This is a genomic window from Shewanella sp. AS16, assembly GCF_021412365.1.
In the GTDB taxonomy this organism is placed as follows: domain Bacteria; phylum Pseudomonadota; class Gammaproteobacteria; order Enterobacterales; family Shewanellaceae; genus Shewanella; species Shewanella salipaludis.
Genome location: NZ_JAKCLK010000003.1, coordinates 178,182 through 191,155 on the forward strand (window position 1 = coordinate 178,182; position 12,974 = coordinate 191,155).

12 protein-coding genes are annotated in these 12,974 nt (G+C 52.8%); 8 read left to right on the plus strand and 4 right to left on the minus strand.

Features of this window, described 5'->3' with window-relative positions:
* Positions 1-436: 436 nt before the first annotated feature.
* Positions 437-1,036, plus strand: a complete 600-nt coding sequence (locus tag LZP73_RS09390) for an outer membrane beta-barrel protein (protein ID WP_234234543.1) — start codon at positions 437-439, stop codon at positions 1,034-1,036.
* A gap of 266 nt (positions 1,037-1,302) precedes the next feature.
* On the opposite strand, the gene LZP73_RS09395 is transcribed toward LZP73_RS09390, so the two are convergent.
* The 4 genes from LZP73_RS09395 to LZP73_RS09410 form a co-directional block, all read right to left on the minus strand.
* Positions 1,303-1,776, minus strand: coding sequence for a LabA-like NYN domain-containing protein (locus LZP73_RS09395; RefSeq protein ID WP_234234545.1), 474 nt, complete (start codon positions 1,774-1,776; stop codon positions 1,303-1,305).
* Between the two features lie 180 nt (positions 1,777-1,956).
* Positions 1,957-4,833: a valine--tRNA ligase gene (locus LZP73_RS09400; RefSeq protein ID WP_234234547.1), complete on the minus strand. Its 2,877-nt coding sequence runs from the start codon at positions 4,831-4,833 to the stop codon at positions 1,957-1,959.
* A 15-nt stretch (positions 4,834-4,848) separates the two neighbouring features.
* Complete coding sequence (locus LZP73_RS09405; protein WP_234234549.1) at positions 4,849-5,325, minus strand: DNA polymerase III subunit chi; 477 nt, start codon at positions 5,323-5,325, stop codon at positions 4,849-4,851.
* A gap of 218 nt (positions 5,326-5,543) precedes the next feature.
* Entirely contained in the window at positions 5,544-5,957 is a 414-nt protein-coding gene (locus tag LZP73_RS09410; protein ID WP_234235249.1) for a helix-turn-helix domain-containing protein, read from the minus strand.
* Between the two features lie 354 nt (positions 5,958-6,311).
* Here LZP73_RS09410 and LZP73_RS09415 point away from each other — a divergent pair, with 354 nt between their 5' ends.
* From LZP73_RS09415 to LZP73_RS09445, 7 genes are all read left to right on the plus strand, one after another.
* Positions 6,312-7,115, plus strand: coding sequence for a sulfite exporter TauE/SafE family protein (locus LZP73_RS09415; RefSeq protein WP_234234551.1), 804 nt, complete (start codon positions 6,312-6,314; stop codon positions 7,113-7,115).
* A 756-nt stretch (positions 7,116-7,871) separates the two neighbouring features.
* Positions 7,872-8,195, plus strand: coding sequence for an Imm45 family immunity protein (imm45, locus tag LZP73_RS09420; RefSeq protein WP_234234553.1), 324 nt, complete (start codon positions 7,872-7,874; stop codon positions 8,193-8,195).
* Between the two features lie 88 nt (positions 8,196-8,283).
* Complete coding sequence (locus LZP73_RS09425) at positions 8,284-8,907, plus strand: peptidase E (protein WP_234234555.1); 624 nt, start codon at positions 8,284-8,286, stop codon at positions 8,905-8,907.
* Between the two features lie 187 nt (positions 8,908-9,094).
* Positions 9,095-9,991 (plus strand): alpha/beta fold hydrolase, encoded by an 897-nt coding sequence (locus tag LZP73_RS09430; RefSeq protein WP_234234557.1) that lies wholly within the window; start codon positions 9,095-9,097, stop codon positions 9,989-9,991.
* A 230-nt stretch (positions 9,992-10,221) separates the two neighbouring features.
* On the plus strand, positions 10,222-11,199 hold the full coding sequence (locus LZP73_RS09435) for a transposase (protein ID WP_234234559.1): 978 nt from the start codon (positions 10,222-10,224) through the stop codon (positions 11,197-11,199).
* An 862-nt stretch (positions 11,200-12,061) separates the two neighbouring features.
* On the plus strand, positions 12,062-12,394 hold the full coding sequence (locus LZP73_RS09440) for a hypothetical protein (RefSeq protein ID WP_234234561.1): 333 nt from the start codon (positions 12,062-12,064) through the stop codon (positions 12,392-12,394).
* Complete coding sequence (locus LZP73_RS09445) at positions 12,381-12,830, plus strand: hypothetical protein (protein ID WP_234234563.1); 450 nt, start codon at positions 12,381-12,383, stop codon at positions 12,828-12,830. Before LZP73_RS09440 ends, LZP73_RS09445 begins: the two co-directional genes overlap by 14 nt.
* The last annotated feature ends 144 nt before the right edge of the window (positions 12,831-12,974 follow it).

A 12,974-nucleotide genomic window follows, 5' to 3' on the forward strand; every position in this document is an offset into this window, starting at 1 on the left:
GCCAGTGGCGAGAGAATATTTCGTTATTTGCCACAGGTTTATTGCGAAATACGGCAGTTGGATTAATCTTATTACGGGCATAGAACACAAAGGGCAGCGGCAAACCCGCTACCCGACTCGGTATTCCCGGCCCATATCAAAAGGGCAAAAGGGCAAAGGCGCTTAGTCTGCAAAATATCAGCGCTCGCAGGCCAATGCCTGGACCGCAATCTTGCCTGGTCAATCGCCATGTGTCCGGAACTGTTAATTCGGGCTCGGTTAACAGCCCTCGGGTTGCAGGTTAATTAAGCTGTATCTTGGGTTTCAATTTAGTCTAAGATGTGGGTGTTGTGTGACTTACCGAGTTAAGCATGAGTCTATTGCTTGAGCTCATAACCTTCGGCTTTCTTTAAGATTAATATCCTAGGTTCATTATCAAACTAGGAAAGGGATTTCTATGAAACAGACAGCTCTCACCGCCCTATTACTGACGCTGGTCAGTTTGCCCAGTCAGGCACATTGGTTCATCAAGGCCGATGTCGGCGGCAGCTGGGCCAGACAGTCATCCGAACATCTCTCCGCCTTGCCGGTCAGTTCCAGGGTCGATATCGACGACTCGGATCTGGCCTGGTCATTGGGGCTGGGCTATGAGTTCAAGGATAATTGGCTGCTGTCTGCCCGTTACCTGGATCTGGGAGAGGCCACCACCCGGCTCGAGGCCGAGGTGTTGGATCCCCAGAGTTACCACCAGGCGGTAGCACTCATCACGCCAACCCTGGGGTCGGGGATCGCCGCCGAGCTGGGCTATCGCTTCTGGGAAGATAATGGTTTCAGTGCCCTTGCCAGCGGTGGATTATTCCGCTGGGATACGGATTATTCCAGTCGCTATCTGGACGATAACATCAAGCATGAGAGTGACGGCACAGATCCTTTCGTTGGGCTGGAGCTGGAGTATAAGTTCAGCGAGCAGTGGCGCGCGGGCGTTGGCATCAAACGTTATTTCCTCGAGCGCAACTCGGTCGATACCTTTGGCGTATCACTGAGCCTGAGCTTCTAAAGGATAGGCGGCATAAGCTGCAACTCTCGAGCCTTATGTCGGTCGATACCTTTGGGGTATCGCTGAGCCTGAGCTTTTAAAGGATAGGCATCATAAGCTGCAGTTCTCAAGCCCTGTGATTGGCCTGGGTCTCGCAGCGTACACTAAAGCAAAGCCCGGGAATCGCCAGCGCGGTTCCCGGGCTTTTTTGTCTGTGCCCTTGAGCCTTGCGTTGTTAAGACAGGCAAGGCGCTCGCTTCGACAGTGTGCCCGCGCTGGCTGCCGGGTTAGAGCAGCAGGCCCTCGTCTATCGGATGAAACTGCCCGGCGGCGTCCATCAGCGACTTGGCCGTCAGTCCAGGCACCCCATAGACCTGGGTCTGGGTAGCGTATTTTTGGTTGATTTTTTGCAGCAGCAGATCGAAGTCACCGTCGCCGGACAGGAGTATGACAGTGTCGACCCCGGCAGCGGCCTCCAGCACATCTATGGTGATCCCCACATCCCAGTCGCCCTTGGCCGAGCCGTCGCTGCGCTGGATGAAGGGCTTGAGCTTGACCTGGAAACCTATGTGTTTGAGCGCGTCCTGAAACTTGAGCTGGCCGTCATCGCCTCTGTGGATGGCATAGGCGGTGGCTGAAACTATCTCGCCCTCGTGACTCAGATGCTGCCAGAGCCTGCGGTAATTGAACTGGCGGCCATAGGCCTGCTTACAGGTGTAATAGATGTTCTGCACATCGACAAACAGGGCAATTTTCTTCAAACCTATTCCTGACAATCAAACAGAGCCTTGGACTATAACACAGGCCGGCGCCAAAGCGGGGACGCCGCCGGCATGCAGGACCCTGGATATGCCGGAGAGCCGGCGCCGCAATCCCCCATTTGGCATAAAAAAGGGCAGCCCAGCGGCTGCCCTTAATCTTATCGCTTTGCCGGCGGCGTGTTAGGCCTCCAGCTTGGCGAACTCTGTCTTCTGCTCGCCCAGCTTGTCCATGTCGCGTTTCAGCTCGACCATCTTGGCGCGCTCCTTGTCGATCACAGCCGCAGGCGCCTTGGCGACGAAGCCTTCGTTGGACAGCTTGCCTTCGATGCGGCCGATTTCCTGGGCCAGCTTCTCCAGCTGCTTGTCGATACGGGCCATCTCGGCGGCGACATCTATGAGGCCTGCCATGGGGATCAGCAGCTCCATCTCGCCAATCAGACCCGTGGTCGACATGGGGGCGGTTTCACCCTCGGCCAGTATCGTCATGCTTTCCAGCCTGGCGAGCGTGGTGAAGAAGGTCTGGTTGGCCTCGACTCGTGCCTTGTCCTGGGCGCTTACGCCGCGCAGCAGGGCGTTGAGTGGCTTGGATGGCGCTATGTTCAGCTCGGCGCGAATGTTGCGCACCGCCACTATCACTTGCTTGACCCACTCGAGATCTGCCATGGCGGCCGTGTCGACCTTGGCGGCATCGAATGTCGGGAAAGGCGCCAGCATTATGGTGTCGCCTTCGACGCCTGCAAGCGGCTTAACCCGCTGCCAGATGGTCTCAGTGATGTAAGGCATCATGGGGTGCATCAGGCGCTGCATGGCTTCCAGCACAGTCACCAGGGTGTGACGGGTGCCGCGCATCTGCGCCTCGCTGCCGTTCTGCAGCACAGGCTTGGTCAGCTCCAGATACCAGTCACAGAACTGGTTCCAGGTGAACTCGTACAAGGTATTGGCCGCCAAGTCGAAACGGTAGGCCGCCATGTGCTCGTCGAAGGTCTTCACCGTCTGGTTGAACAGACCCGTGATCCAGCGATCCGCCAGCGACAGTTCCATCTCGCCGCCTTGGAAGGCCGGCGAGCCCGGGCCGCAGTCCTGATCTTCTGTGTTCATCAGCACATAGCGAGAGGCGTTCCACAGCTTGTTACAGAAGCTGCGATAACCGTCCAGGCGCTTCATGTCCCAGTTGATGTCGCGGCCGGTGCTGGCCATGGCCGCCAGGGTGAAGCGCAGCGCGTCTGTGCCGTGGGCTTCGATGCCCTCGCTAAATTCCTTGCGGGTGCTCTTTTCTATCTTGGCAGCGAGCTGTGGCTGCATCATGTTGCCGGTGCGCTTCTCGACTAGGGATTCGAGATCTATGCCGTCGATCATGTCCAGCGGATCCAGCACGTTGCCCTTGGATTTGGACATCTTGTTGCCGGCTTCGTCACGGATGAGGCCGGTCACATACACGGTCTTGAAGGGCACCTGCGGCTTGCCGTCTTCATCCTTGATGAAGTGCATTGTCATCATGATCATCCGCGCGACCCAGAAGAAGATGATATCGAAACCCGTCACCAACACGTCGGTTGGGTGGAAGGTTTTCAAGTCTTCAAGATTGTCCGGCCAGCCCAGGGTGGAGAAGGTCCACAGCGCCGAGCTGAACCAGGTATCCAGCACGTCTTCGTCCTGGCGCAGCGTCACAGTATCGGCCAGCTGATGCTTGGCGCGCACTTCGGCCTCGTTGCGACCCACATAGACCTTGCCGCTGTCGTCGTACCAGGCAGGGATGCGATGACCCCACCACAGCTGGCGCGAGATACACCAGTCCTGAATGTCGCGCATCCAGGAGAAGTACATGTTCTCGTATTGCTGGGGCACAAACTTGATGTCGCCGTTCTCCACGGCTTCGATGGCGGTTTTGGCCATGGGCGCGACCGCCACATACCATTGGTCCGTCAACATAGGTTCTATCACCACGCCGGATCTGTCGCCGTAAGGCACTTTCAGGCCATGGGGGGCAATTTTTTCCAGCAGGCCCAGGGTCTCGAATTCTGCGACCACGGCATCACGGGCCTTGAATCTGTCGAGCCCGGCGTAACGTGCCGGCAGGCTGGCATCTATTTCTGTGTTGAGAGTGCCGTCGGTGTTGACCACTTCGGCCTCGCTGCGGATGGCCGCATCCAGGGTGAGTATGTTGAACATGGGCAGCTTGTGGCGCTTGCCCACTTCATAGTCGTTGAAGTCGTGGGCCGGGGTGATCTTGACGCAGCCGGTACCGAACTCCATGTCGACATAGTCGTCGGCTATGATGGGAATGCGGCGGTTGACTATCGGCAGCAGGATGAACTTGCCTATCAGTGCCTGATAGCGCTCGTCATCCGGATGCACCGCTACTGCGCTGTCGCCCAGCATGGTCTCGGGGCGGGTGGTGGCCACTTCCAGGTAGTCCTTGCCGTCGGCCGTCAGGGCACCGTCGGCCAGTGGATAGCGCAGGTGCCACATGTGTCCCTGTTTTTCCTTGTTTTCCACTTCCAGATCCGAGATCGCCGTGTGCAGTTTGGGATCCCAGTTCACCAGACGCTTGCCGCGGTAGATAAGCTCGTCTTCGTACAGGCGCACGAACACTTCCTGCACCGCCTTGGACAGACCTTCGTCCATGGTGAAACGCTCTCTGTCCCAATCCACAGAGGCGCCCATGCGGCGCAGCTGCTTGGTGATGGTGCCGCCGGACTGTGCCTTCCATTCCCAGACCTTGTCCATGAAGGCATCGCGGCCCAAGTCGTGGCGATTCTTGCCTTCTTCGGCCTCCAGCTTGCGCTCGACCAGCATCTGGGTGGCGATACCCGCGTGATCTGTGCCCACTTGCCACAGAGTGTTCTTGCCCTTCATCCGCTGATAGCGGGTGAGGGTATCCATTATGGTGTCCTGGAAGGCGTGGCCCATATGCAGGCTGCCCGTCACGTTCGGTGGCGGGATCATGATGCAATAGTTGCCTTTGGACTCATCGCCGTGGGGCTTGAAGTAACCTTGCTCTTCCCAGTTTTGGTAAAGGGCCTGCTCTATGGACTGAGGATCGTATGTTTTTTCCATGGGATCGTGTTTTTCTCAAGCTAAATTAAGTGGATGCGTTGCTAAGTCCTGGGTCTGCAATGCGACCCCCAGGTTGCGATACTGCTTGTAGCGTTCGCGGGCGACGGCCTTATGGCTGTCGTCGTTGGCAACAAAATCGATAATGTGGCCAAAGTTTACCGCAAAAGCAGGCGCTTGGTCTGCAAGATTAATCAGTAACTGGCGAGTTTTATTGGGCCCGAGGCGATCGAAACCTATCTCCACCGGCGCGCCGGTCAGCGGGCCTTCGCCCTTGAGGTTGTGGGGCACGAAGGCCGTCGGCTCAAACTGCCACAGCAATTCGTCGATTTCGAACGCCGCTGTCTTGTCTTGGCAGTGGATATACACCAGCTGTTGCCTCTCGTAGGCCTGGCGGGCCAGGCGGCAGGCCAGCAGCCGCATTGCCGTCAACGCCGGATCTGGGCCTGCGTCGGTGGCCGCGGGCGGCATGAGGTAAAACAACGCTTGGGTCATGATTTCAATGCCTTATCTCTAGGTCGATGCAATAGCCAGTAGTAAAAGTCGGGTGGCGGACGAAGAGGGGAGTTTACACTAAAAACTTATGGTGGTTAATGCCAGGGCATGAGCCGAGCTTGGTTTCATGGGAGGCAGTCTCTGGTGGAGAACAGACATGAGCGCCTTGGCTAGGCATGTCACTTTCATGGCCAAGCCCAGGAATATGGGAGCGGGATTCACTTTTCTTTCAGTTTATTGGGCTGCCTTGAGCGACTCTTGGCGGCGATACGCAGGATGCGCAAAAACTTGGGGCATTCGAAATGACTCTCGGCCCGGCACTGGGCCGCGTGCCGCAGGCCATCGCGCATTGTGGTAAGTTCACTGATTTTGCTATCCAACTCATCGGCCTTGGCCGTCAATAAGCTCCTATCTATATTGCCGGCGTCGGTGCTGAACATGCGCACCATGTCGTCGAGGCTGAAACCCACAGCGCCACCGAGAGAGATCAACGCCAGGCGCTCCAGCACAGAATCGCTGAATTGACGTCTCAGCCCGCTGCGACCAGAGCTCTGGATAAGGCCCTTTTCCTCGTAATACCTCAGGGTAGACGCAGGTAACCCCGAAGCCTTGGCAACCTCGGCTATGTCCATCATATCTTCGCCCCCGCTGCTGATTTCATTCTTGAAAGGTTCCTCACTCCCAGGGCTCCGCATTCTGACAAGGCATGTGAAAAGCCCTATTGACTTAAAGTCGACTTGAACTCGTAAACTACTCCACAGACGCCCCCTGGGCAAGCAGCAACTTAGGCCTGGTTACCCTGTGCCGAGAAATTAACGAGGGAGGAGGACAAACATGAGTGCAATGAACAGCAGACAAAAGCTATCTCAGGTGGGTGAATGGCGCGCTGTTGCCGGGGCAAGCTTGCCTCCCGGGTTTTGGCCGTATGGCGGCAACAGGGTTTTGAAGCACAACAGCATTATTCAACGTCTGCTTGCGAGGTTTTCATGTTAAGTATCGAATTTCTGTTGCTGTATTTAGCCCTTGGCGGTTTTGTTGGCTTCATGGCCGGACTGCTTGGGGTTGGGGGCGGAGGCATATTGGTGCCGCTGCTGGCTCTGCTGTTCGGCTATCAGGGGATGGCATCCGGGCAGGTTATCCACCTGGCGCTCGGCACGGCACTGACCTGCATGATAGTGTCATCCGCCGCCAGCATCCGTGCCCATGCATCCCGCGGCGCGGTGCAATGGCATATAGTTGCCAGCATGGCCGCCGGGATATTGGTCGGTGCCTTTATGACGGCCCGCTGGTCGTCCCATATCAATCCAGCCTATATCGCGCTGTTTTTCTCTCTCTTCATGGCAATCATAGCATTGCAAATGTTCATGAATTGGAAACCCAGGCCAAGCCAATCTCCCGTCAGTCTGCCGGGACTGCTGCTTGCCGGTTTGGGCATAGGCGCGGTATCGGCGCTGGCTGCCGTCGGCGGGGGCTTTCTCACCTTGGTCTACCTGGGTTACAAGAATGTGGAGCTGAGAAAAACCATAGGCACCTCCGCCGCTATCGGTTTTCCCATTGCCATCGCAGGATCCCTGGGCTACCTGGTGAGTGGCTGGTCACACACCTCGGAAATCCCCTACACCCTCGGCTACATTTATCTGCCGGCCTTTGTGACCATAGCCCTCGCCAGCATGGCCGCCGCACCTTTGGGCGCCCGCTGTTCACACAACCTGCCCGAGGTGCAATTGAAGCGGATCTTCGGTCTGGTCTCGCTGGCCTTAAGCATCAAGATGCTCGCGGTATTTGTCTAACCCAGGTTGAACAGCGATAGGACCCTAAGGGCGAGGATCGGCAGAGTCGTGTTTTCCAGTTCCCATGAGGTAAATCACGTGCCGCCCCACGAAGTTACTCTTGTACAAACAATGGTCCTCGAACTTCGAAGGGAATTGGTGTTTTCGGTAGCAGATGGGGGGTCTTGAAGATGAAAATTGACACCAGATTGCAAAGGTAGGGCACCAAACAGGCACTGTTGCACCAATGACCTTCGGCGAAAGGGATTTTGCCGCAGAGCATTCAGGGACGAACTTGCTGCGTGTCATTGGAGTAACAGTGCGAAGGCCCACGGCAGGTGGTTTGCTGCAAATTCACTTTGCAGCGACGCTAGGCTAATGGGTCACTGCTTCTCTGCCGAGAGTTTCATCACCCTGCTTGTCCTATCGAGTGTTCTACCATTTGGAACAGCCAGTTAGGATAAAGCGCATGCTGAAAATGAGTGCGACTGACCTCTCCTCCAGATTTAACATCATGGCGCATGTCGGGTTCCCGTTTGCGCGGGAATGATGGCGTGAATTCGCGGGGTAGCAACAATAGTCCCCATAATTCTTGGCGGCTTGCCTTTCCTTAACTAGGCCTGGTTATTTATACAAACGCGCATGCGTGTATAGCCGGAGCGCTTGGAGTGAAAATGAAGCTTTATACTTTACATAACAGTCACTTGTGCTAGTCTGGGGTGAATCTTATAAATGTACATATGCGCATGCACACTATTTAAATGTTAAGTAGTTGATATGAATTGGATCAATTTTCTTCAAGTAGATCAAAGAGCTATATATCGAGGGGCAGTGTTTTGTTTCCCTGCTGAGCACCCTTTTGAGGACACTGTGCACTTTATGCTCATTGAAGAACCAGAGTCGGATTCTGGTTATAAATTCATATGCTCAACGGGGTATCATGCAGGCCAGACGGAAGTCTTGTTGCCGAAGGTTGCAAAGGATAGCAATGGTGGTATTAACCTGAAATGGTTGCAAGATAACTGGTGTAAATGGGTTTACTCTAAGACACCAGTTGAGGAAGTGACATACCTTGAAAGCTATAGCGCTGAAACTACTTAACAATGCCAGCCAGAGGGACGCATCCTGCGCCCCTGCTGGCAGGCGTTAAGTGTCTATAGCGACAGCATTGAGGCAAGAAGGAGTTTGAATGAAAAAAATGTTTTTAGCGTCATCTTTCGTGGATGTTGCAGATCTATTTTTAAAATTTACTGAAGGAAAATGTGCAGGAAAAACCGTTACATTCATACCCACTGCAAGCCTCGTAGAAGAGGTTAAATTTTATGTGGAAACAGGTAAAGAAGCCCTCGAAGAATGCGGGCTAATTGTTGATGAACTTGAGATTTCAACTGCTTCATATGAAGAGATAGATAGCAAGCTCAAAAAAAATGACTACATCTATATCACTGGCGGAAATACCTTTTTTTTGCTTCAAGAGTTGAAAAGAAGCGGTGCAGATAAAATCGTTAAGGAGCAAGTAAGTTCAGGAAAAATATATATCGGAGAGTCTGCCGGTACTATTGTAATGTCGCGGAACATTGAGTATGTAAAGGATATGGACGATTTTACGGCAGCGTCTAATATATGTTCGTTTTCATCACTAGGCATGATTGATTTCTATCCTGTTCCACATCATACAAACTTTCCATTCAAAGAATCTGCTGAAAGCATAATCACTAGCTATAGCGCAAATATAGATCTTTGCCCAATTAGCAATGCGCAAGTAATTATCGTAAATGGTGGTGAGTCTGAAGTCTGGACCGCCGAAACTTAACAAGGCGCAGCAGTTAGCGGCCTGTGGCCGCCGGACGCCTTAGCGTTAGACATCCGAATCCCCCCAAAAATTTACAACTGATGTCGATTTCGAAATTTCTCGTACGACTATATAGAGGGCTAAGGTCTGGCCGATCAAGATCGACCGGCCTTGTCATCCTTGTATATTCTTTCGAGAGGATTTCACAATGAATAAAAGAATCGTCATGCAGCTTCTGCATTTAACCACAACAGTAGCAATATTCACTTTCGGGGGCGTTGCGCCAACAGCAGCACAGAATGCGGAGCAATCAGCAATGAATCAGAACCCACAAGCAGTCCAGACAGGCTACGCTCCTATCAACGGTCTGCGCATTTACTTCGAGATCCATGGCATCAAGAACTCAGCGCAGCCGCCTCTGGTACTGCTACACGGCGGTGGCGATACAATCAATACGTCGTTTGGTCACATCCTGCCAGAACTCTCCCGCTCCCGGCAGATCATTGCATTCGAACAGCAGGGCTATGGACACACCGCAGACATCATCGAACGGCCATTCAGCTTCGAGCAGTCGGCCGACGACACTGCCGCACTCTTGGACTACCTGCATATTGAAAAAGCCGATCTCTTCGGTTTCAGCAACGGTGGTACCATAGCTTTGCAGGTGGCGATTAGGCATCCAAAGGTAGTGCGCAAGCTAGTACTGGCCTCGACCCTTCTTAAGCGCGATGGCGCGTATCCGTGGCTCTGGGACGCGATGGCTAATGCCAAGTTAGAAAACATGCCACAGGAGCTGCAAGAAGAATATCTCAAGGTTGCGCCTCACCCAGAGAATCTACGACTATTTCACGACAAGGCCGCGCGACGCGTGCTGGAATTCAAGGATATTCCAACTGATGCGATCCGCAGCGTTTCCGCGCCGACGCTGGTTGTTGTCGGCGACGCCGACGTCATACGCCCGGAACACGCCGTAGAAACATTCCGGCTCTTCCAACACGCTCAGCTCGCCGTGCTTCCCGATACAGATCACATGCAAGTGACGACGCGGGTCGATTGGTTGGTGCCGATGATCAAAGGTTTTCTGCAAGCACCGACGGCAAAGTAATGGAGGCCTTTCAGTTTTGCTTTACATAGGGCCAGGATTAACCATACAAAGCGCTGCTGTCGGACAAATTTACGCTGCGATCCAAATTTGCCGCAGAGCGCAGCGTTATACGGCACCGCACGAATGGCCGTTTTTGAAAGAAACGAGAGAAACGAGGACACCCAGCATAAATAGCTTGATGTGGCAGCCTCGACTAGACTGAACTAAGTTGTCGATGTTGGATTGATGCCATGCCGCGCCCCCGAAGAAGCCAGATTAGCTTGGAAGACACGCCTTATTACCATTGTTGCAGCCGTGTGGTGCGGCGGGCCTACCTTTGTGGTGAAGACAAATACTCGGGTAAAAATTATGACCATCGCCGAGGCTGGGTCGAGTCGCTGTTATTTGAGCTGGCTGAAGTCTTCGCGATTGATGTGGCGGCTTTTGCTGTAATGTCAAATCACCTGCATGTGGTGCTTCGTATCGACATAGCTACTGCGAACAATTGGAGCGACAGGGAAGTGCTTGAGCAATGGCATAAGTTGTTCAAGGGGAATGAGTTAACCCAAAAATTTACCCAGGGTGAGCTGGTTGAGTCACATGAGGTGGTCAATTTAAAGCACTCCATTGCTACCTATCGCAGCAGGTTATGCGACATATCTTGGTTTATGCGCTGCCTGAATGAGCCCATTGCCCGGCAAGCTAACCAGGAAGATAACTGCTCGGGCAGATTTTGGGAGGGAAGGTTTAAATCGCAAGCCTTGCTTGATGGGGCTGCATTGCTTGCCTGTATGGCCTATGTCGATTTAAACCCCATTCGTGCGGCTATTGCAACAACGCCAGAGCAGTCAGACCATACCAGTATTCAGCTACGCATTCAGGCGGCACTTAGAGGCGAACAGCCCACATGTCTACTCCCTTTCATTGGCAATGAGCGAGAGCAGCAGCCGGAAGGGATTAATTTTTCATTAAAAGATTACCTTCAGCTGGTTGATGATACCGGACGCATTATTCGGGAAGATAAGCGTGGCGCTATCGGTGAGAATAGCGCCAAGGTGCTGACCAAGCTGAATATTCCAGCAGAAAACTGGCTTAAGCTCACCACTGAGTTTGGTAAGTTATTTCACGGCCCAGTGGGGACGCTGCCAGAGCTCACCTGCTATTGTGAGCATTTGGATAAACGACGACGGCACTTCGCCACCTGTTGTCAGTACCTCAAAGCGGGCTGAACCATCTCCAATCTGCCTAACGGCATCAAAGACTTTCTGCATTAACCAGGCGCGAATAGGTTGTGCCTGACTCTCAGCAATGACGGTCAAAAGTTACGACTTTTGACCGTTATCCGCAAATATTGTAAGTCTGAACCCCTTTGTTCATGTTCTACAAGCTTTCCTGCGCCAGGGCGACACCCCCATACTTTGTAACTCGCCTGAAGCGCATTATCTTGTTGTTTTATAATGGATGGCCAGAATTGTGCTCAGCAATGACGGTCAAAAGTTACGACTTTTGACCGTTATCCGCAAATATTGTAAGTCTGAACCCCTTTGTTCATGTTCTACAAGCTTTCCTGCGCCAGGGCGACACCCCCATACTTTGTAACTCGCCTGAAGCGCATTATCTTGTTGTTTTATAATGGATGGCCAGAATTGTGATGCAGAAGGGAACTGGTGTTTTCGGTAGCAGATAGGGGGTCTTGAAGATGAAAATTGACACCAGATTGCAAGGATAGGGCACCAAACAGGCACTGTTGCACCAATGACCTTCGGCGAAAGGGATTTTGCCGCAGAGCATTCAGGGACGAACTTGCTGCGTGTCATTGGAGTAACAGTGCGAAGGCCCACGGCAGGTGGTTTGCTGCAAATTCGCCTTGCAGCGACGCTAGGCTGGTGGGTCACTGGTTCTCTGCCGAGAGTTTCATCACCCTGCTCGTCCTATCGAGTGTTCTACCATTCTGAACAGCTATATTAGAGGGGAATGGCCATATATTTCAGATGTATAGGCTATGCGCTACTGGTGCTTAGTATCAAAATATGTGATGATCCCCGCGTTAAAATGGATTTTCAATGTAACAGGTAAGCCCAAGGAGGGAATATGACTTGTCCAATCGATGGCGTCCGCTTCGGACCTGAAAGCAAAGCTGCAATCAAAGACATGAGGGAGCTTACAAGGCGAGCTAATTGGCTTGGCACAGCGTTAGGCTTATCAATTCTCAACGACATTTTTACCAAAAATGGCCCACTCTCATCTTCATATAAAATACAAACAACAGATTTCGAACTTCTTGGGAATGCAATGGCATCATCTACCCCGATTTTAAAACGTAAGGTTAGTGACATTGCAGGGCAGATGGTCATTCTTAAAGCGCGTTCCTTGAGTCTTAAAGAGCAGAAGTTCTGGAGGTGTGTCTACAATGAAGCTCGTTAATACTCTTGCTGCTGCGGTGCTGCTGACGACTGCTGGTCATGCCCTGGGCATAGAGCCTACTTACTACCAGATTTATGAATCTAAAGTATCGGAATGCGTGGCTATTGAAAAAAGCAAAACGCCAGTTCAGGCAAGTGATTTGGCCGGTATAGACAGAGAAACTGCTGCAGTTGGCATTTTTTATCTAAAAGATAAACGCATAGTTGACTGCTCCGCTACAGATGAACTGAGAGCTTTGGCGCATGAGTTGCTGAATAAAAAGGCGGATGTATCAGAGCTGAAACATAAGTACATGTCGATTGACTCTGTCGAACGTGAACAGGAGTTTTCACAGCTTGCAGAGCCTCAACGGCATCGACTTGTCTCCGCCGTGGAAGGTAAGAGTCTAGAGGTTGATTTGGTCAGCCTTTTTGATGAGTTGGACGCTCGAAAATAAGTCGAGGTTGGGAAAGGCCGAGTCAGATTTTGTGCACCTAAATCATGGCACATTGCGATGTCGAACCGGCCTTTTTGTATGGATGCAATTGACCCGCTGCTCTCTCGGTCGTAAGGCTGTCAATCGCCAAACTACATCGCCATG